This window comes from Blautia sp. DFI.9.10 (assembly GCF_024461705.1).
Classification (GTDB): domain Bacteria; phylum Bacillota; class Clostridia; order Lachnospirales; family Lachnospiraceae; genus Blautia_A; species Blautia_A fusiformis.
In genome coordinates, this window is the sequence record NZ_JANGAA010000012.1 from 39,193 (window position 1) to 60,595 (window position 21,403).

Consider the following 21,403-nt stretch of genomic DNA (forward strand, 5'->3'; position numbering starts at 1 on the left):
TGCGGGTTGCGAAAAGCAATAAGCAGTGGGTGGGGACTCGAAAAAAATTCAGAAAGGTTGTGGGGTTATGAATACGAAGGAAATCAGTGGCAGGCGGCAGATGGAGTTTTTGACGGGGTTTGATTTTGTCAGAGAAGCGGGTACTGCGGGGGAAGTGAAGGCGGCGAAGATGATCCGGGATACTTTGGACAGCTTCGGAGTGAAGAATCGGATGGAGGAGTTTTCTTTTTGGGGTTTTCGGATCAATAGAGCGGTGCTTAAGGTTGTGGAGCCTTATCAGAAGGAGTATGTGGTGACCGGGTATGGAAGATGTGGAAATACTGGGGCAGAAGGTCTGAAAGCGGATTTTTTGTATGTGGAGAATGGGGATGCTGTCAGTCTTTCCCGGGCGAAGGGCAAGATCGTTATGGTGAATGGTCGGGTGAGTGGTGATGTGTATCAGAGACTGGTGAGCGCCGGAGCTGTTGGTTTTATCAGTGTGGAGGGTTCTCCGCTGGATGAAGGAGTGGACAGGGTTCCCTGTCAGCGCAGCCTGCCGATGATCTTTCCGGGGGATGCAGCAGAAGTGATAGAAGGATTGTCGGAGTCTGCAGAGGATATTCACGAGATGCAGGAAAAATATAGTGGCAGGATTCCGGGGGCGAATCTTCATTATAAGGATGCAGTGGAGCTGGTGACGGAGGGTGCGTCTGAGGTGTGCCTGGTTGTGGAACAGGATGTGACGGCGTGTAGATCCCGTAATGTAGTGGCGAGGATCGAAGGTACGGATAAGAAAGATGAGATCTTGACGATTACGGCGCATTATGATTCGGTGCCGGAGGGACCGGGGGCCTATGATAATATGGCTGGGGCAGCGATCATCATGGAGCTTTGCAGATATTTTCAGCAGTATAGACCGCGCAGGACTATGGAATTTGTGTGGTTTGGTGCTGAGGAGAAGGGCTTGCTGGGCAGCCGGGATTATATCAGAGTTCATGAGAGTGAGCTTGGAGCGCATCGTTTTAATATGAATGTAGATCTGGCCGGGCAGCTGATCGGAGGAAATGTTCTGGGAGTGACGGGAGAGGCTTCTGTTTGTGATAAGCTTCTTGAGATCGCTGACGGAGCAGGGATCGGAGCGTCTGTGAAGAATCAGATCTGGGGAAGTGATTCCAATTCTTTTGCATGGAAGGGAATTCCGGCCATGACTCTGAACCGGGATGGTTTTGGCATGCATACCCGTTATGATACTATTGATCTGCTGTCTGCCTGGTCGCTGGAGAGAAGTGCGATCCTTCTGGGATGTATTGCGGATGCGCTTGGGAATACGGAGGTTTTCCCGTTTGAGAGAAAGATGCCGGAGAAATTTATCGGAGAGCTGGATGAATATATGTGCAGATAGTAAAAAGCTGATTTTATCTGCTCATAACTGGATATTTGTTATGGAACTGTGGGGACTTGTCTGTTTCGGGAAGAGTACAGACAAGTCCTCATAAGTTATTCAATATTTTCAATGTTTATTGAACTTTATAATTCCGCAAGGGAACATGTGGCTTTGGGTCAGGGGGATATTTGCAGCTTTGTAAGGGATTCCCGGAACAGGGGGCAAGCGGAGGTTCGCAATTGAATCAGCGGAATTACTTGATTTGATCAAAATACGATAAAACAATAAAAAATAATACAAAATAATTGACAGTAAGATATTGAACTGTTATACTGAAATCACAGGCTTTCCAGGGATCAATGCGCCGGATATTGTTTTGCGGAGTATTGATTTCTGGAACTTTTATCACAGAAAAATCAGGAATGAGGAGATAGGACCATGTTTACAGAAGAACGACAGAATGCAATAGAGAAATGTCTCCGCGAAAAAGGAAAAGTCAGGGTCAAAGAATTAAGCGAGATGTTTCAGGTTACGGAGGACTGTATCCGCAAGGATCTCAAGATCCTTGAAAATGCAGGCAGATTAAAGAGGACTTACGGCGGAGCGATCTTGTCACAGGAGTATCCTCTGGAGAGAAATGTAGTAGACAGGCGTATGTACAATCTTGATAAGAAGAAAGTGATCGCTGCGAAAGCCTTCAAGCTGATCAAAAATAACGAAACGATCTTTCTGGATGTTTCCACTACAAATATAGAGCTGGCAAGGCTTATCGCTTCGTCGGGTATGCATGTTGTGGTTGTCAGCAATATGATCGATATCCTGCAGATCCTTGCTGCGAATCCGTCCATCACGGCCATAGGCACAGGGGGAACTATGTACCGTTCGGTGAACGGATTTATGGGAGCTGCGGCCATTGAGGTGATCAAGCAGTACAGCTTTGACCGGGCATTTTTGGGAAGCTGTGGCGTGGATATGACAGATTTTGCAGTTACTACATCCGGAGTGGAGGATGGATTGACCAAGAAGGCGGCAGTGCAGAGTAGCAGACATAAATATGTGGTTATGGAGAGAGAGAAGTTTTATTTTAACGAATCTTATAAATATACACATTTTGATGATATCAGCGGGATCATTACCGATGAATTTCCGGATGATACCATTGTGAACATACTGAGGAATACCGGAGTGAAATTACTCTGAGCAGACAGTAACAAAGGGGGATTTTTACATGAAAGACTATATTCTGGAAACCTGTGTGGATTCTGTGGAATCCGCCATGGCAGCAGCCGAGGGTGGTGCGGACAGATTGGAGCTTTGCAGTAATCTGATCATCGGGGGAACAACTCCCGGCCCATGGCTTTTTGAGGAAATAAGGAAGCGTTCGGATATCCGGATCCATGCGCTGATCCGTCCGCGGTTTGGAGATTTCTGTTATACAGATGCGGAATTTTCCATGATAAGGAATGCAGTAAAGGATTTCCGCAAAATGGGAGCGGAGGGTGTCGTGGTAGGTATCCTGAAACCGGATGGCACCTTGAATATGGAACAGATGAAAGAACTGATGGATGCTGCGGGAGATATGTCTGTTACGCTGCACAGGGCTTTTGATGTGTGCGCAGATCCGATCGAGGCTATGGAACAGGCAATCTCGCTGGGAATCGATACGATCCTTACCTCCGGACAGAAGAATACCTGCCTTCAGGGTGCGGAGCTTCTGAAGGAACTGGAAACCAGGAGTCAGGGACGTATCACCATCCAGGCGGGGAGTGGCGTCGGTGCGGAAGTGATCCGCCAGCTTTATCCCCTTACCGGGATTAAGGCTTATCATATGAGCGGCAAGGTTGTAACGGACAGTGCGATGCAGTTTCGCAAGGAAGGTGTCAATATGGGACTTCCGACATTCAGTGAATATGAGATATGGCGTACAGATATTGAAAATGTTCGTGCTGCAAAGAAAGTTCTGGAGGAATTATAATGGCTGAGGGGAAGATTTTTCTGAAAGAAAACCGTGATCGGATCGAAAAAAAATATCGGGAGCAGATGATGGGGTTACCGCAGGTTTTTGCGGAGATTGATAAAAAGCTTGCGGAATGCACAGACGAAGTGGCTCTGGCGTGCAAATATTTATATGCGTTCATGCCGTACAGTGATATCGGAAATTACGCGTTTGAAGTATTCCTGGATTATGCGGAGAATGGCGTATATTTATGGAAGGAAAACTCCGGGGTGGCAGAGCTGCCGGAGGAAATCTTTTTGAATTATGTGCTGTTTCATAGAGTAAATGAGGAGGAGATCGCACCCTGCCGTACATTTTTCCGCAGGGAGATCGGAGAGAGAACTGAGGGAATGAGCTTCCGGGAAGCTGCCCTGGAGGTGAACTACTGGTGTGCACAGGAGGCTACCTATCATTGTACAGATGATCGTACCCTGTCTGCACTTGCCGTATACCGCAGAGGAAACGGAAGATGCGGAGAGGAATCTGTATTTACCGTTAATGCACTGAGAAGTGTTGGTGTACCTGCCCGTCAGGTATATGCACCAAAGTGGTCTCATTGTGATGACAATCATGCGTGGGTGGAAATCTGGTGCGATGGAAGCTGGTATTTTCTGGGAGCCTGTGAGCCGGAGGAGATCCTGAATAAGGGATGGTTTACCAACGCTTCCTCAAGGGCCATGATGGTCCATTCAAGAGTTTTTGATACCATGATCCCGGAGGGAGAAGTGATCGGCAAAGATGGTATGGTGACTATGCTCAACGAGCTGAAACGATATGCACTGACAAAAGAGATCACTGTGTCCGTAAAGGATTCACATGGAAAACCGGCAGAAGGTGCAGAAGTTTCTTTTGAGGTGCTGAATTATTCGGAATATGCCCCGATCGCAGAACTGAAAACCGACAGTCTGGGAAAAGTCAGCCTGACAACAGGGCTTGGAAGTATCCATATTTCTGCAAGGATGTATGCAGATGGAGAATGGCTGCATGCAGAAAACAGCATGGATACAAAAACAGAGGATTGTTGTGAGATCTGCCTGATGCCCGTAGGAAAGGAAAAGGGTATTTTTTATGAGGAGTGGACGGAGATCGATATGATTGCACCTCATGATGCACCTGTAAATAAAGATATGCCAACACTGGAGCAGAAGGAAAGGGGCAGCAAACGTCTGGCAGAGGCAAACGCTTACAGGGAACAGAAGGTAAGAAACCTGAGCAATCCGGAGTGTCGGAAATTCCTGGAAAAAGAAACTGGAGATTCTTCAATGAGAAAAAAACTCCTTGAAGTCCTCACAGAGAAAGACAGAACAGACTGTATCAGCCAGGTTCTGGAGGAGCACCTGAAATCTGCATTACCGTATGAAAAAAACATGGATGCAGATATTTTTGTACCATATGTACTGAACCCGAGAGTTGACGATGAAGTTTTGCAGAAATACAGAAAAACGATTCTTGAGCAACTGTCGGAAGAAGAAAAAAATATGCTGCAAAAGGAACCGGCGAAGATCTGGAAGTGGATTGAGGATAAGATCGTTTCCAGCCCGGAGAAAGAACGCAGCAGTGTGATCACCACGCCGTCCGGATGTCTGAAAACGGGAACAGGAAGTCTTCTGTCAAAGAAGATCCTTTTTGTGGCAATGGCGAGAACGCTGGGAATTCCGGCACGCCTGAACCCTCATGACCGTTCTATGGAGTATATGAAAAACGGAAAATTCATCCCGGTATCTGCGGAAACGGAGAAAAAGGCATCGATCCTTCTGAAGGCAAGTGCGGATACACAGTGGAAATATTTCCAGAACTGGAGCATCGCAAAACTGGAAGCCGGAAAATATATCACACGGAAGCTGGAAGCCGAAAATTTCAGAGATCAGGTGATGAAGCTGCCGCTGGAAGCGGGAAATTACAGGATCCTTACCTCAAACAGATTGCCAAATGGAAATATATTTGCAGCGGAGTATTATTTTGAGGTTCAGATCGGAGAAATGAAGAGGGTGGAGCTGGCATTTCGGAATGCAAACCTGGAAGACATGCTGGAGAATATCTCCATACCGGAATTTACTCTCAGAAAAGAAGATGGAAGCACCGTGAAGGCGTCAGAACTGACGGCAGATGGGAAGCATATCCTGGCGTTTCTGGAAGAGGAGAAAGAACCGACGGAGCATATCTTAAATGAGATGATGGAGCAGGAAGAAGCTTTTTCCCGATATGCGAAGAGGATCATTTTTGTAGTAAAAAGCAAAAAAGCGCTGGAGACCCCTACCCTTTCAAGAACACTGGGCAAGCTTGGAAATATTCAGATCTTATATGATGATTTTTCAGAGCTCATCAATACACTGGGAAGAAGAATGTACGTAGATCCGGATAAGCTTCCGCTGATCATTGTGACAAACGGAAGCCTGAATGGGATCTATGCAACCAGCGGATACAATGTGGGAACCGGAGATATGCTGCTGAGACTGCTGTGACAGATATAACGGATATATACAGAAGGAACACAGACCGTATCATCGACTGTGTCGGTGACGGTCTGTGCCTTTTGTAAAAGCTGTGAAATTATTGCAGTGGTTCAGATGCTCAGAATATGCGGGCAGATCGGAATGAAAATGCCTGTTGTGCTTCCCGAAATTGCCGTAATAAAAGTTGCTTTGCATTACTTAGCGTCAGAAAAGAGATCACGCACGGAATCCCGGTAGATACATTCTGGCTTCAGGCGTATCGTCCTTGGAAAATCACTGTAGTCTCCGTTCATTCTGCGAAGCAGCAGATCACAGGCCTGCTCTGCCAGACCGGTCAGCGGCTGACGGACAGCGGTCAGCTGAGGAGAAAGCAGCATGGACAGTTCAAAATCATCAAAGGAGACAACAGACAGGTCTTCCGGGATCCGGATGCCAAGGCTGTAGATCGCTTCATAAATACCGAGGCATAGTGTATAGTTCGCAGAAAATACGGCAGTCGGACGTTCCGGAAGATTCCATAATTTCTGCATTGCCTGATATCCAAAGTCGTTTGTGTAATTTTCAGCGATGATATAATCGGGGTTAACAGGAATATCGTAGTCTTCCAGTGCCCGGAGATAGCCTTTTTTTCGTTCACATGCAGTATAGGATGCAGGGGAACCGGTGACAAGGGCGATCTTCTGATGCCCCATTTTTATCAGATGCTCCACGATCTCGTAGGCTCCGGAGGTACAGCTGGTCTGTACACAGTCTGTACGGTGGAAATGGCTGTGTTCTTCCAGCTCCACAACAGGGATTTTGGCGTGTTCCACAGCAGAACAGATGTCCTGGTTCAGACTGAAAGAGGTAATGATAAGGCCGTCGATCCCGGAGCGGAGCATGTGAGGGACGAATTTATTGACATGATCCTTATATTTGTCGCCGCTCATAAATGTGAGAGAATAACCGTGAGCGCGCATGGTGTTTTCTATTTTGCTCAGAAGAAAAGCATTATGCGGAGTATTGGGAGGACCGGATACCAGACCGATACGGTAAGTCTTGGAGGAACGAAGTCCCCGGGCCGTGTTTCGTGGAACGTAATTCAGTTTCCGGATCGCTTCGTCGATCTGCTTTTTGTTTTGCGGCCGTACAGTTCCGCCGTTGATATATTTTGAAATGGTGGCCAATGCCAGACCGGTTTCTCTGGCAATGTCCTTGATGGTTGCACTCATAAATCAATCCTTTCCGGATGCTGTACTGTTGTGTTCGGACAGGTCTTTTACGGAGCGCCGCGGGTGGAATACAACATCCAGCATGTCTATTTTGGGAAAATCCGTATAGTCTCCATGGATCCTTTTTAAAAGTAATTCCACAGCATGTTTCCCCATGCTTGTCAGATCCTGTGAGACGCAGGTCATAGTCGCGCTCATGGTCTTGAAAAGCGGATCATCATCAAAGCACACAAAGGAAATATCCTGAGGAACGGAAATTCGTGCCTGGCTGGCAGCGCTTAAACCGCCCATTGCGGAGAGATAGCAGTCAAAAAAAACAGCAGTAGGGGGATCGGAAGAATCAATAAGCTTCTGGAAATGCAGGTTGCTCTGGGTGATCGTTTCTGCAGTGGAACCAAAAGAAACAGGGGGAAAAGAATCCTGCTGTTTCAGAAGGTCAATGCCATTTTTCTGATATACATCCACAAAGCCCTGGATCCGCTGCTCGATGGTGTAGGAGTCCAGATACTGTTCCATGATCCAGACCTTTGTGTGGCCTTTTTCCAAAAGGTGCTCTGCCAGCAGTGCACCGCCTCTGTAATTATCAGAAATAACACAGTCTACAGGAAAATGTCTCATGGAAGCAGGAATCTGATCGAGCATTACAACCGGTATGCCGGCATTCTGTAAGAGCTGGTACAGGTCATCATGCCAGCAGGATGGGAGCATGATGACTCCGTCAAAGTGCTGGGAGATAATATCCTGTATCGTATCGATCTCCTTCTGATGTTCAAAAAAGAAAGAACAGACAATAACTGTATAGCCATGATCCGTGAAATGCTTGATAATGGAGTTGACAAGCTCGCCCCAGAAATAATTACCAAGATCTGAGATCAGGATACCGATGGTATGTGTGTTTTTGGCACGGAGAAGCTGGGCATTCCGGTTTGGGGTATATCCAAGCTCCTGAATTGCCTTTTCTATAAGGATACGATTTTCTTCCCGTATTTTTTTGTGGTTTATATATTTGGAGATCGTTGCGGTGGACAGGCCTGTCGCACGGGCGATATCATTGATCGTAACGTTCATGTAAAACCTCCGGTTCTGATACATTTACAGATAATAGAGTATTTTCATATTATATCATGAAAAAGAAAATGCCTCAATACACATGGCATTTTTTACACATAAAGTATCAGAAAAAACGAGCATATTGTACAGAAAATTGATAAAAATGAAACGTTTAACAAAACCTGATACGAAAAAGTACACAAAAACAAGACGAAATAATTGTAAAAAATAGGAAAAATGATTTTTACCCTATGATTTTACTTGAAAAGCTGCTTCGGATGCGGTAAGATAGTCTTAACAAAAAACGAAACGTTTTACGTAACAAGAAAATCAGCTATACGAAACAAGGAGAAGGAAAAAGATTATGATCATTTATACAGGAAAAGATTACTATGACGTAAGCAGAAAAGCAGCGAATATCATGTCTGCACAGATCATCATGAAGCCAAATGCCGTTCTCGGACTTGCTACAGGCTCCACACCGGTGGGAATGTACAAGCAGCTGATCGAGTGGTACAAAAAAGGAGATCTGGACTTTTCGCAGATCACATCCGTAAATCTTGATGAATACAAAGGACTTTCCGGAGATAACGATCAGAGCTATCGTTATTTTATGAACACAAATCTGTTTGACCATGTAAATATCGATAAGGCAAGAACCTATGTGCCAAACGGACTGGAAGAGGACAGTGAGAAAGCCTGCGCGGATTACAATGAGATCATCCGCAGCGTGGGTGGTATCGATATGCAGCTGCTTGGAATCGGCGGAAATGGCCACATCGGCTTCAACGAGCCGGGTGCAGCATTTGAGAAGGAGACTCACTGCGTAGACCTTACGGAGAGCACCATCAAGGCAAATGCAAGATTCTTTGAGACTATGGATGATGTGCCGAAGCAGGCATATACCATGGGTATCAAAAACATCATGACTGCAAAGAAAATCCTTCTGGTCGCTACCGGAGAGGCAAAGGCAGATGCCCTTTACAAATCTCTCTACGGACCGATCACGCCCAACGTGCCGGCATCTATCCTGCAGCTTCACCCGGATGTGACGGTAGTGGCCGATGAAGGCGCTTTAAAGCTGATCCGTGAGAAGGGACTGCTGTAAGAGATACAGAGGAAATTTCCGCGAATTAAATGAACGCAGATCACGGATATCCGTTTGAGTCAAGAGGAGATCAGGGATCATTCATGGGATTTTCCTGATTTGGTTAATAAAGAAAGCTTCGATCTAACTCTCATCGATGAGCGATGTGCTCAGAGAGTGGATCGAAGCTTTTTGTGCTTTCGGGACGTAAACCTGCAGGTGGCTGCAAACAGGCCAGTGGGCCGGACATTTGCAGTCTTAGGCTTTTTTCAACGTTTTGTGATAAATCATGACAGAAACGATGGCTGTAAACACCTCTGTGATCCAGAATGCGTTCCACACGCCATCAGGACCCATAAAATGGGACAGAAGATATGCGGTGGGCATGATAACGACCACATAGCGGAAAAGGGAAATTACAAGGGACTGCGTGCCTTTTCCAAGGCCTTCCATGGCACCGGAAGTGGTAACGGATACAGCAGAAACAAGAAAGCCGGCGCTGATGATCTTCAGTGCTCTGGAGCCAGCGGCAATGGTTTCCGGGGTAGTTGTGAAAAGTCCCATAAGCTGTCCGGATGCCAGGAGGCAGATAACGGTTCCAAAGAGCATGATCACACAGCTGGATTCCAGGGTGAGCCGGAAGATTTTTTTCACACGCTTCATCTCACGGGCACCGAAGTTATAACCGATCAGCGGGCGCATTCCCTGGATGATTCCGTTGGCCGGGAGATACAGGAAGGTCTGCAGTTTGTAATAAATGCCAAGGATCACCACATAGCTGTCCGAGTAAGCGGCCAGCACGGAGTTCAGAAAAGAGATCAGAAACGATGGCAGTGCAAGGTTCAGGATCGCGGGAACACCGATGGCATACAGGCTCAGATCCGTTACTTTGCTTGTTTTCAGGGTTTTGGGCGTTACATGTACAGGAATAGGCTTCAGGATATAAAAGACCATATAGACCGCAATGGTGAGCACCTGGCCGATGCCAGTAGCCAGAGCTGCGCCCCGGATACCCAGCTTCGGGAAAAAGCCGATTCCCCAGATCAGGAACGGGTCCAGGATGATGTTGCTGATACATCCCACAAGCAGGGCGAGCATGGATACTTTCATCCGTCCTACAGCCTGGAAAAGTTTTTCGAAGAAAAGGCTGATGGCAATTACTGTGGAAAACAGGAAAACGATGGTAGAATACTCCAGCCCCATCCGGATCACGGTTTCATCCTGGGTGTACATCTGAAGGAATACGGGCATAACAGCGATGCTGATCACGGTCATCAGGATCCCGTGGATCACAGACAGAAAAAATCCGTGGGTTGCGGCAGTGTCTGCCATTTTTTTGTCGCCTGCGCCAAGGTGATAGGAAACTCTGGCGTTGATTCCGATTCCGAAGCCAATGGCAACGGCGTTGATCATGTTCTGGACCGGATAGACAAGGGACAGGGCGGTCATGGCCTGCTCGCTGATCTGTGCCACGAAGAAGCTGTCCACAATGTTGTATAGTGAGTTTACAAGCATGGAAAAGACCATAGGCAGCGCCATGGATGCCAGCAGCGGGCCGACAGGCTTTTCCTTCATAAATGTGCTGTTCATGAAAAATCCCCCTTTATATCAGAATCGTAAGAATATCAGGTGCGGAAAACAGAGCGTGTTTTTTGTGCATAATAAAAGCCACACAATCTGTCTTCTCGAATCGGACAGATTGTGTGGCGAAAAAAGTTCAAAACTGAAAAATCCACACGTTGTTTTAGTGTTTTCACATTAACAAAAAACAGTGCTGATGTCAAGACCGCACGCAGGAGAAACACCATAAAAAGCTGCAAAAAGAAAGGCTTGATATAAAATCGGAGAGGATTGGCAACATTAGACAGGTGCGTGCGGATACGGGCAATATCAGCCCTGAAAAGGTCGTTCTGGCAATATGCACAAAACTTGTCGAACCATGGTGGATAAGTGAAAAACTTTCCAAAAAGTTTTCCACATGACAAAAATCCGCAAATCCGCCAATAATCAAGTTATGCACAAATTTATCCACATTATCCACAAGGATAACCATGTGGATGACCTGATTTACATAAATAAATTTAAACATATGTTTTGTGTAAAATGATAAAATTGTAAAAAATGGGAAAAAAGTTTTTAAAACTATTGACATTTTTAAATTCTAAATATCATAAAATTTATTGTAAAAAAGACATAATATAAAAGAATAAAAACAAATAATCAGATAATAGTAAATGAATTCTTGAAAAACCAATCTATTTAAAAAGGGGACTATCGGATGTATGGAAATGAGGATAAAAAAGAACAGTGCCCAGTTAAAACGATCACTGCAAGGTGTTGAAAAGTCATTTTCAGGTGTGGATAAATGTGGATAACCAAAAAATCCTCCGCAGAACCGGAAAGATCTGCGGAGGATTTTTTTAACTATTTTGTTTCATACGTTTGATCACCTTCAGACGTGTAAACTCTTCACGCTCTTTTTCTTCCAGAGCATTGGTGATATCTCGGGTGAGAGTTTCGTATCTGGGGATGGTGATGTTTTTCAGCGCATTGGCACGCTTCTGGGTTTTTTTGATGTTGGTGGCAAGACGGATGGCGGCGTTTTCGATCATGGAGAGTTGGATGGACAGCTCCTTTACACGCTCGAAGGCTGCCTTGGCCTCGTCCAGGGACAGCTTGGTGCTGTAGTAGGCGTAGGTCGGCGTGTTGCCTGCTTTTTTGTCATATTCCACAAGAGGGATCTCGGTTCCCATGACACTCCTGGTTTTGATCCGGATGGAATCTTCCACAGGAACGGTATGAGAGATCTGGTCTACGAAAGCGATTCCAATTTCCATATTTGCCTTCTGAAGAGCCGCATAAGCGGTACGGAAGGTCTCATCGATCTGTGACTGGATATCCTTTGCCTGATCGATCAGCTCCATCATTTCACGGATCAGGATATTACGCTTTTTGTCCATAAGCTCATAGCCCTGTTTGGAAAGAGCCAGAGAGTTTTTTGCAAGTATGAGATTTCCCTTGGTGGGAAAGGTATTCGGATCCATAAAATCACCTCACTAACGGACGGTTTCTCTGTAATACTGATCCAGAACTTTGGTATCGATACGGTCGAGCTCTTCTCTTGGAAGAAGGCCAAGAAGCTCCCAGCCCTTATCCAGAGTTTCGATGATGCTTCGATTCTCTGTTTCTGACTGTCCTACAAACTCTGCCTCGAAGGCTTTTCCGAATACAAGGTACTGCTTATCCAGCGGAGAAAGCTCATCCTCACCGATAACGGATGCCAGAGCTCTTGCATCGCCTACCTTTGCGTAGCAGGAGAAGAGCTGGTTGGCAACATCCTGATGATCAGCACGTGTGAAGCCTTCACCGATACCGTCCTTCATCAGACGGGACAGGGATGGCAGAACATTGATCGGCGGATAGATCGCCTGACCGTGAAGCTGGCGGTCCAGTACGATCTGGCCTTCTGTGATATATCCGGTAAGGTCGGGGATCGGGTGTGTGATGTCGTCGTTTGGCATGGTCAGGATTGGGATCTGGGTTACAGAACCGGTGCCGCCACGGACGATTCCCGCACGCTCGTAAAGGGTTGCAAGCTCACTGTACAGATATCCGGGATAACCCTTTCGGGAAGGGATCTCACCCTTGGAGGAGGAAACCTCTCGCATGGCCTCACAGAAGGAGGTGATATCAGTCAGGATTACCAGGATATGCATGCCTTTTTCAAAAGCAAGATACTCAGCGGCAGTGAGGGCGATCTTCGGTGTCAGAAGACGCTCTACAACCGGATCGTTTGCAAGGTTCAAAAACATCACAACATGGTCGGACGCACCGCTTTCTTCGAAGGTCCTGCGGAAGAATTCCGCTACGTCGTATTTCACACCCATTGCCGCAAAAACAATGGCGAATTTTTCATCGGAGTCTGCTCCCAGGGAAGCCTGCTGAACGATCTGTGCAGCCAGCTTATCATGTGGAAGACCGTTACCGGAAAAGATCGGCAGCTTCTGGCCGCGGATCAGTGTGGTCAGTCCGTCAATAGCGGAGATACCGGTGTTGATATAGTTTCGTGGATATTCACGGGTTACCGGATTCAGCGGAAGCCCGTTAATGTTCAGGTTGACCTCCGGTGTGATCTCGCCAAGCCCGTCAATGGGCTGGCCGATACCGTTAAAGGTACGTCCCAGGATCTCAGGAGAAAGCCCGATCTCCATAGGATGTCCGGTAAGACGTGTGTGTGTATTGCCGAGGGACATATTGTCAGTTCCCTCAAAAACCTGGATAACGGCCTTGTCCTCATAGATTTCCACGATACGGCCGATCTTTTGAGTGCCGTCCTCCATGTGGAATTCCACGATCTCCTCGTAAGATGCGTTTTTTACACCCTCAAGGACAACAAGAGGGCCGTTTATTTCACTCAGGCCAAGATATTCGATTGCCATAAACTGATCCCTCCTTTAACCGTTTCTTTCCAGTACATTGTCGTAGAAGCGGTCGATATCTTTATGATATTCATCAAAACGCTCCGGCTCTTTATTTGGAACCTCGTATTTGATGGCGATGATACGTTCAAAGATCTTATCCTCCTTCAGCACGGAAACCGGCATGCCACGGTTTATAAGGGCACGGCACTTTTCGTAGAGATAGAGGATGGTTTCCATCATCAGGAACTGCTTTTCCATAGGAACACTGGTGTCCTCCTGGTGAAAAGCGTTCTGCTGCAGGAAGCCCAGACGGATAACCCTGGCGATCTCCAGCGTCAGCTTCTGATCATCCGGAAGAACATCGCTTCCGATCAGCTTGACGATCTCCATAAGAGAGCTTTCCTGGTTGAGGATAGCCATGATCTGGTTTCTGTCATAAACGAATTTCGGGGAGACATGCTCTCTGTACCAGGGAGTCAGGTCCTCCAGATATTCGCTGTAGCTGGTCAGCCACTGGATGGCAGGGAAGTGACGGGCATAGGCAAGAGCCTTGTCCAGTCCCCAGAAACAGCGGACAAAACGTTTGGTATTCTGTGTGACCGGCTCGGAGAAATCACCACCCTGAGGGGAAACTGCACCGATAATGGATACGGAACCCTCTGTTCCGTTCAGGTTCTGCATCATTCCCGCACGCTCATAGAAGGCGGAAAGCTTACTTGCCAGATATGCAGGGAAGCCTTCCTCTGCAGGCATCTCCTCCAGACGTCCGGAAAGCTCACGGAGAGCCTCGGCCCATCGGGATGTGGAGTCTGCCATGATCGCTACATCATAACCCATATCACGGTAATATTCCGCAAGTGTAACACCTGTGTAGATGGAAGCCTCACGGGCTGCAACCGGCATGTTGGAGGTGTTGGCGATCAGTGTGGTACGGTCCATCATCAGGTTTCCGGATTTCGGGTCGATCAGCTTGCTGAAGTCCTCAAGAACCTGTGTCATCTCGTTTCCACGCTCGCCACAGCCGATGTAGATGATGATATCTGCGTCAGACCACTTGGCGATCTGGTGCTGTGTCATGGTTTTTCCTGTTCCGAATCCGCCGGGAACTGCGGCAGTGCCTCCCTTGGCAATAGGGAAAAGGGTATCCAGGATTCGCTGGCCGGTAAGGAGCGGAACGCTGGCCGGGAAACGCTTGTAGGTCGGTCGTGGAACACGGATCGGCCATTTCTGGGCAAGTGCCAGTTCTTTTTCAGTTCCGTCATCAAGGCGGATGGTAACAATGGGCTCCAGAACGGTATAGGCACCGTCAGGAACTGCATGGATAACGGTTCCGTGTGTGATCGTGGGCGGAACCATGGATTTGTGAAGGATGGAGGCGGTTTCCTGTGTCTCGGCAATAACCGTGCCTGCACCGATGACGTCACCTTCCTTTACGGTAATGTGGGTTTCCCATTTTTTTTCTGTGTCAAGAGAGTCAACGCTGACACCACGGGAAATATATTTTCCAGAGGCCTGGGCAATCTCTGCCAGAGGTCTCTGGATACCATCAAAAATATTGTGGATGATTCCCGGACCAAGGAGAACGGAAATAGCGTCTCCTGTTCCGATAACAGTTTCTCCGGGTTTCAGCCCTGTAGTTTCCTCAAAAACCTGTATGGTCGTCATATGTTTCTTGAGACCGATGACTTCTCCAACCAGTTTTTCGGGGCCTACATAGACCATCTCGGAGATCTTGAAGCCGGTGTCGCCCTTGAGGTAGATAACAGGACCGTTAACACCGTAGATAATACCTGTTTTACTCATGTGCTGGACCTCCGTCAAATTTGAATTCTCTGTAAGCTGCCTGATAGCCTTCCTCAAAGGAATTGTCGATGAGGATATTTTTTTCAGGGATTATCGCCTTGATCCCGCCGATAAAGGATTCATCGGAAACCTTCAGCGGGAAACCGGTCTTTACAGTGAGAGACTTCAGACGGGGTTCATCTTCTTTTGAAAGATAGATCTGGATCTCATCGTGTTCCGCGAAGCAGACAGCTTCCTCGATCTTTGTACAAAGATATTCTTCATAGCGGGGAGATTCCATGAATTTCAGGATCTGTACCCGGACATCTGCAAAAAGTTTTTCTTTTAAGCGGCTCTGTCTGGCAGTCCAGTTTCGCCGGATGTGAAGCTGCTCTGCGGAAAGTGCCTTGTTGATCTCACGCTTTGCGTTTGCGATCTCGGCTTTGCGGGAACTGGCAGCATTTCCCAGAGACATTTTTTTATGTTCCTCCAGTGCGGCATCCAGGGATTCCTTGTGTTCCCGGACATCTTTTTCCGCCTGACGGCGTGCTTCGTCCACGGAGGTGTCATAGAAGTGTTTAAGCTTCTCTTCAATTGTCATAATATCACCTGCCTATAATTTTAATCCGATGGCCTCATTTACATAAGATGTAATGAAATCAGGTCTGCGGCCGGTACCATGTCTGTCAGGAATTTCAATGATGAGAGGTGTTTTGTGATGAAGCTTGACATCATCAATGATCTCAGGAAACTCCCGACCGAATTTTTCGGTCAGGAGTATGATTCCGATCTCTTTGTCTGCGATGGTGCGCTCCAGAGCTTCCTTCAGCTCGTCGTGCTCATGAACGATCACACCCTCTACACCGGCCAGTCTCATTCCTGTCAGAGTATCAATATTGTCACTGATCAGATACATTTTCATATCAAAGTTTACCCAGGATCATGAAGGAGATGATCAGTCCATAAAGAGCAACACCTTCGGCAAGACCTACGAAGATAAGAGATTTACCAAGGATGCTCTGATCCTCACTGATCGCTCCGAGTGCTGCGCTTGCCGCACTGGCAACGGCAATACCACCACCGATACAGGAAAGTCCGGTAACAAGTGCTGCTGCGATGTAACCCATACCTGTTGCAAGGCCTGCGTCAGCGCCTGTAGCAGCTTGTACGGAAGCTCCGCCTGCAAATGTTACTGCAATGGCAACAAGCATGATCCCGAAGAAGAAAAAGGCGTTGACACCAAGAGCTGTTTTGTAGCGGCCGCGGCTTTTTTCGCCGAGAAGATAATAACCAAATGGAAGAATGATGCTGAGTACAAGTGCAACTGCGATTGTGATCTGTGTAATGACTGTCATGATGATGACCTCCTTAATATTCGTTTAATTGAATGCCCGGATCAGAATGCGTTCCGACTCTGGCATTTTATTTGTTTTTTGAACAGAACGGCTCGAATTTCCGTCCGCTACCCTTGTAAAAACGGCTGAACATTTCGTAATATTCCAGACGGAGTACCTGGATACCTACGATCAGGCCCTCCATAGCGCATACGAACAGGTTTCCGAGAATGATGACGATCCAGTTCGGACTGCCGTTCTCCGCGCCTGCAAGCATAAGTACAACCTCCATCATAGCTGCGTGGCTGACTGCAAAAGCACCGATACGCACGAAGGAGAGTGTATTGGAAAAGTAGCTCAGGATAACCTCGAACAGTTCAAAGATACCCTGTACGATAAACATGCCTTTTTCTTTTGGCATAACCTCGGCCTTTTTTTCTACCAGGTTTGTAAGAGGCTCCTTGAAGAAAATAAGAAGCAGCGGTAAACCAAACATAATGGCAAGGACTGCACCACCCGGAACTGCATGCCCGGATACAAAGAGTCCGATGCAGAGAACTGCGGAGCCATAAAATACAAGTCCTGCTACAGCGTTGGTGTCAAACCAGGTTTTTTCAACATCATGCGTTTTAAAGGAATTGATGATGTTGAAAACCATACACAGGAGGATGATTCCCATGCCGAAGCCGATGGCAACGATAAATACGGTATTCAGTTTTCCGATAAAAGGTATGGTCGTCATACTGTCCACAGGCCGTAGCCACAGAGCAGGTATGACATCCTCAAATCCAAAGATACTTCCGAACATCAGACCGAAAAATGTGGAAAAGACTCCGGCGCAGCTGATGATTCCGGCAAGATCGATATGCTTCAGCTTGTACAGGAGCAATCCTCCGATAAAGAGCAGGAGTCCCTGTCCTGCATCACCGAACATGGCTCCGAAAATAAAGGAGTAGGTGATGGCAACAAACCAGGTAGGGTCCATCTCGCCATAGGCGGGAAGTCCGTACATTTTTACATACATTTCAAAAGGCTTGAAAAGCTTCGGGTTTTTCAGCTTGGTCGGCGGCTGATGGTTCTGGTCGTGCTCCGGCGTATTGGTATCTTCTCCGTCTACCAGGCAGAAGATTTTTTCGTCGGATGAGATATCGGCTTGAAAAGCTCTGGTGTCGGCTTCTGTCATCCATCCGCAGAGAATATAGAAATTTTCATGCTTTCCGGTGCAGGCTGCCGCTTTCCGGACATCGAAATTTCTGGAAAACTGAAGAAGTGTGTTTCTGGCGGTAACGATGGTTTCTGCCTGATCCGCAAGAAATCTCTGGTATTTCTGTTTCTGTGCTTCCAGATGCTTCAGGGCATCCTCGTATTGTTTGCTTACGCTTGAAAATGCCTGCTGGGCAGTTCCGGTATAATTATCCGGCACAAAGATCTTTTCAAAGTGCATAGAAGAGTAGGCGGCATCAATTTTGTGCGCATCATGCTTCGGTACGAAGTAAACGCCCCAGATGTATTGGTCATCTTCATCGCATTTAAGGAAGATCGTGTTCAGATTGTCGTAAATATATTTCTTGAATTTCTCATAATACTGTTTCTCGATACGTCCGAAATGAAAATGGATATACTTCAGATGAAGTATGGATGAAATATCATAATCAATATTTCGGAAGGGACGTATGATCCGCAGTGATTCTTCCAGAGAGGAACATTTTTCTTCCAGTTCGGACTGTTCCTTCTGGAGCTGATCCGCCTGGGAGCGGATCTCCTTTACTGTGGAAAGTGCTGTTTCAATACCCGGGCTTCTGTTGGAAGTGGACGGAGGAGTTTTCAGCTCCTCATAAATGGTATTGATGGAATTTAAGGCATCTCTGTAGGGGTTGACATCCAGGAAAGGCGTCAGACTTTCTACTGTGGTCAGCTCTGAGAGAGCGTTTTCCAGATGGATCTCGTACTTGCACAGGTAGGTGTTTACAACCCGGTCAATATCTGCCTTGGGACCGGTGATGCTCAGAAAATTCATTTTTTCAATCACGTTGCTACCTCCTGGTTATTAACCGTTGCGTATATAACGCAGGGATTGTTCTGGGTCCACGCCATAGCGCACGCATTCAAGGGCAATGGTCAGACGGTTGACTTCATGTTCTTTGTGATATAAATAGGAATAGATGACTGCTACGGAATAGGGATCCTTGCGTGCTTCCTGTTCCAGTATGCTGCGAAGAATATAGTTATAAAATTCTTCCAGACTGGCGACGGTCAGCTGTTCGTATTTCTTACCATAATAAGTTCCATTGAAGATACGACGGAACTCTTCTGGTGTTGGGGCCTCCACAAGGGTGGTGATCTCCTCTTTGCGGAGCTTGTAGTTCATGGGGACCAGCAATGCGTAAATAGCAGCCGGTTCCATCTGAAAGCAGCGTTTGGAGCGCTGGATGAACTGCAGGTTCAGCATATCGAATTTTTCACCGTAAGCCTTGGTGATCTGTTTCAGATCGTTACCTTTGAAAAGCTTCTTCCGCACATTCCAGATCTGTGAAAAATACGAAAGGTCAAGTGCCATGCCGAAGTCAAAAAGCGTGGCATTTCCACGTTCGTTGACCTGAGACAGCGGAATAAAAAAATCATTTCCCTTCAGTGCCGCAATGAATTCATCCATATTGGTGCAGGCAGTAAGCCTGTCAATGTCCAGCTTGGAATGATGTCTGAAAAAATCGCGGTAGGGAGAAATATCTACGGGATCGGTGTCCCGGTGGTCAAAGAGATTCGTCATGATTTCTTTCAGGACGCGGATCTCATAACGCTTTGAGTAAAGCGACAGGAACGTTCGCTGTTCCTGATTTGCAAAGTGGTAAAGCCTTGAAAAATTCAGGAAGATGGATTTCTTCAGGAGTTTTTCTATCTGTCCGCGGTGAAGATCATTTTCATCGAGACCGGACCAGATATTCTGATATTCGGGAGTCCGTTTCAGGTAGGCTGTTACCTGGGGGACATTGGGAAGCTGAACGATTTCTTCCAGCTGCTCATCTGTCACAAGCCTGCTCTGCATGGCGCGGATCTTGGTGGAGAGTCCGCTGTATGAGAGGACAGAGCCCATTGAATCACTTCCTTTCCCTTCAGGTTTCGGTGATGCCTGTTATTTTCTGAAACAGCTCACTGCAAAGACTTTCGTGATGGGCTTCGTAATAGGCATCCAGCCTGGATAGCTGGTCTTCGGTTTCTGCACGAAGCTCATTGATCCGGGCGTCTTTCTCGCGGGCCAGATCTTCACGGATCTTCCGGATCTCGTCGCTGGTTTCTTTTTCAAGTGAAGCGTCGAATTCCTTCGTCTGTTTTTCTGCTTCTTCCGAGAGAGCCTGTTTCTGTCGCGCAGCGTCCTGCATGATGGCATTGGCTGTAGCTTCGATTTCCGAAAGCTTATTTAGGATTTGTTCCATAACGCCCTCCTTGTTTGTTTATTGTTTATAATTGATTTTTATATGATACACCTTTTTTATGGTAAAAACAACTAAAAAATTGTTAAATTTTTTGCAATTATTGAATAAATATGTTCAAAAAGAGACGAAAAAAAGAAATTTGTTTATTAGACGATGATTGAGTTTTGGGAAAAAATGAAAACCGCAAAGGGGCCGTAAAGCCACGGCCCCTCTGCACACCCCTCGGGCTTTTTTTAGGAGTTCTTGGTTGTGGCGGTGTGAGGTTGTTGACTTGTGTATGTATGCTGCGGTGTTGGATGTGTGAGGTTGAGCCGATGTATGTGGATGCGGACGGCGAGGCGCGTTGCTGTCGCCTGGTTGAGAGGGTTTGAGTGGATGCGGATGGTGTTGGAAGTGGACGGCGAGGCGCGTTGCTGTCGCCTGGTTGGTTGGGTTTGAGAGGATGCGGTGGTGTTGGGGTGGACGGCGAGGCGTTTTTGCTGTTGCTTGGTTGAGAATTTTTTTATTTTTTGCTTGCGGCGGGGTGGGGGTTACATGTATAGTTGAGTATTGGAATGTTGTTTGATAAGAATCATTGAGACATTATTATGGAAAGATTATTGGAGGTTGTTTATGAGATTACGAAATATTCCGGGTGCTAAGGATGCTATTTTGGATTGTGAGTGGGTAATTGATGAGCCGGAGAGGTTTAAAGGAAAGTGGAATGAGGTTTTTGGAGTGAAGAGACCGCTTTTTCTGGAAGTTGGTATGGGGAAGGGGCGTTTTCTGATGGATATGGCAAGACTTCATCCGGAGAGAAATTTTGTGGGAATTGAGATGTATGACAGTGTGCTTCTTCGGGCGCTGCAGAAGAGAGAGGAACTGGAAGCGGCAGGAGAGGAGTTTTCCAATCTTGTTTTTATCCGGGTGGATGCAAGATTGCTGCCGGAGATTTTTGAGAAGGATGAGGTTGATGGGATCTATCTGAATTTTTCGGATCCGTGGCCGAAGGCGCGTCATGCAAAGAGAAGACTTACGTCCAGGGAATTTCTGGCAAGATATGAGAAGATTTTGAAAAAAGAAGGAACTGTAGAGTTTAAGACAGATAACCGTGGTCTGTTTGAGTTTTCCCTGGAAGAGGTTAGGGATTCCGATTGGAATCTGGAGGTGTGTACCTTTGATCTTCATCATGATGAGGAGCTGGTGAAGGGAAATGTCATGACGGAATATGAGGAGAAGTTTTCTTCTATGGGAAATCCGATCTGTAAAATGGTGATCAGACAGAAATAGAGGGAA

18 protein-coding genes are annotated in these 21,403 nt (G+C 46.8%); 6 read left to right on the forward strand and 12 right to left on the reverse strand.

The genetic code is table 11. The features are described from left to right. Nucleotides 1-67 precede the first annotated feature (67 nt). The 4 genes from NE671_RS08930 to NE671_RS08945 all read left to right on the forward strand — a co-directional run bounded on the left by NE671_RS08930 (nt 68) and on the right by NE671_RS08945 (nt 5,821). A complete protein-coding gene (locus tag NE671_RS08930) occupies nt 68-1,381 on the forward strand; it encodes a M28 family metallopeptidase (RefSeq protein ID WP_256163900.1) in 1,314 nt (437 codons plus the stop codon). A gap of 420 nt (nt 1,382-1,801) precedes the next feature. Next, complete coding sequence (locus NE671_RS08935; protein ID WP_015525379.1) at nt 1,802-2,563, forward strand: DeoR/GlpR family DNA-binding transcription regulator; 762 nt, start codon at nt 1,802-1,804, stop codon at nt 2,561-2,563. 28 nt (nt 2,564-2,591) lie between these two features. Continuing rightward, entirely contained in the window at nt 2,592-3,338 is a 747-nt protein-coding gene (locus NE671_RS08940) for a copper homeostasis protein CutC (protein ID WP_015525380.1), read from the forward strand. Continuing rightward, nucleotides 3,338-5,821, forward strand: coding sequence for a transglutaminase domain-containing protein (locus tag NE671_RS08945; protein ID WP_256163901.1), 2,484 nt, complete (start codon nt 3,338-3,340; stop codon nt 5,819-5,821). Before NE671_RS08940 ends, NE671_RS08945 begins: the two co-directional genes overlap by 1 nt. Nucleotides 5,822-6,006: 185 nt before the next feature. Here the strand turns inward: NE671_RS08945 and NE671_RS08950 are convergent, their stop codons facing one another. Then, nucleotides 6,007-7,023, reverse strand: a complete 1,017-nt coding sequence (locus NE671_RS08950; RefSeq protein WP_015525383.1) for a LacI family DNA-binding transcriptional regulator — start codon at nt 7,021-7,023, stop codon at nt 6,007-6,009. 3 nt (nt 7,024-7,026) lie between these two features. Beyond that, on the reverse strand, nt 7,027-8,091 hold the full coding sequence (locus NE671_RS08955) for a LacI family DNA-binding transcriptional regulator (protein ID WP_021977201.1): 1,065 nt from the start codon (nt 8,089-8,091) through the stop codon (nt 7,027-7,029). Between the two features lie 346 nt (nt 8,092-8,437). Here NE671_RS08955 and nagB point away from each other — a divergent pair, with 346 nt between their 5' ends. Then, the gene (nagB, locus tag NE671_RS08960; protein WP_015525385.1) at nt 8,438-9,181 is read left to right on the forward strand and encodes a glucosamine-6-phosphate deaminase; all 744 of its coding nucleotides are present in this window, start codon (nt 8,438-8,440) and stop codon (nt 9,179-9,181) included. Between the two features lie 237 nt (nt 9,182-9,418). On the opposite strand, the gene NE671_RS08965 is transcribed toward nagB, so the two are convergent. The 10 genes from NE671_RS08965 to NE671_RS09010 all read right to left on the reverse strand — a co-directional run bounded on the left by NE671_RS08965 (nt 9,419) and on the right by NE671_RS09010 (nt 20,128). Then, entirely contained in the window at nt 9,419-10,750 is a 1,332-nt protein-coding gene (locus tag NE671_RS08965; RefSeq protein WP_256163902.1) for an MATE family efflux transporter, read from the reverse strand. A gap of 830 nt (nt 10,751-11,580) precedes the next feature. Continuing rightward, nucleotides 11,581-12,204, reverse strand: a complete 624-nt coding sequence (locus NE671_RS08970; protein ID WP_059086266.1) for a V-type ATP synthase subunit D — start codon at nt 12,202-12,204, stop codon at nt 11,581-11,583. A 12-nt stretch (nt 12,205-12,216) separates the two neighbouring features. Then, nucleotides 12,217-13,599, reverse strand: a complete 1,383-nt coding sequence (locus tag NE671_RS08975; protein ID WP_195566100.1) for a V-type ATP synthase subunit B — start codon at nt 13,597-13,599, stop codon at nt 12,217-12,219. A gap of 15 nt (nt 13,600-13,614) precedes the next feature. Beyond that, the gene (locus tag NE671_RS08980; protein WP_256163903.1) at nt 13,615-15,384 is read right to left on the reverse strand and encodes a V-type ATP synthase subunit A; all 1,770 of its coding nucleotides are present in this window, start codon (nt 15,382-15,384) and stop codon (nt 13,615-13,617) included. Next, entirely contained in the window at nt 15,377-15,964 is a 588-nt protein-coding gene (locus NE671_RS08985; RefSeq protein ID WP_015525390.1) for a V-type ATP synthase subunit E, read from the reverse strand. Before NE671_RS08985 ends, NE671_RS08980 begins: the two co-directional genes overlap by 8 nt. Nucleotides 15,965-15,976: 12 nt before the next feature. Further along, nucleotides 15,977-16,285, reverse strand: coding sequence for a V-type ATP synthase subunit F (locus tag NE671_RS08990; RefSeq protein ID WP_021653137.1), 309 nt, complete (start codon nt 16,283-16,285; stop codon nt 15,977-15,979). Nucleotide 16,286: 1 nt separating this feature from the next. Further along, the gene (locus NE671_RS08995; RefSeq protein WP_015525392.1) at nt 16,287-16,718 is read right to left on the reverse strand and encodes an ATP synthase subunit C; all 432 of its coding nucleotides are present in this window, start codon (nt 16,716-16,718) and stop codon (nt 16,287-16,289) included. 67 nt (nt 16,719-16,785) lie between these two features. After that, nucleotides 16,786-18,726 carry a V-type ATP synthase subunit I gene (locus tag NE671_RS09000; protein WP_256163904.1) on the reverse strand — a complete coding sequence of 647 codons (1,941 nt, stop codon included), beginning with the start codon at nt 18,724-18,726 and terminating at the stop codon, nt 16,786-16,788. An 18-nt stretch (nt 18,727-18,744) separates the two neighbouring features. Then, on the reverse strand, nt 18,745-19,788 hold the full coding sequence (locus NE671_RS09005; protein ID WP_021653135.1) for a V0D/AC39 family V-type ATPase subunit: 1,044 nt from the start codon (nt 19,786-19,788) through the stop codon (nt 18,745-18,747). Between the two features lie 19 nt (nt 19,789-19,807). Beyond that, a complete protein-coding gene (locus tag NE671_RS09010) occupies nt 19,808-20,128 on the reverse strand; it encodes a hypothetical protein (RefSeq protein ID WP_021653134.1) in 321 nt (106 codons plus the stop codon). Between the two features lie 612 nt (nt 20,129-20,740). Between NE671_RS09010 and trmB the strand changes: the two genes are divergently transcribed. Then, nucleotides 20,741-21,397 (forward strand): tRNA (guanosine(46)-N7)-methyltransferase TrmB, encoded by a 657-nt coding sequence (gene trmB / locus NE671_RS09015; RefSeq protein WP_021652379.1) that lies wholly within the window; start codon nt 20,741-20,743, stop codon nt 21,395-21,397. The last annotated feature ends 6 nt before the right edge of the window (nt 21,398-21,403 follow it).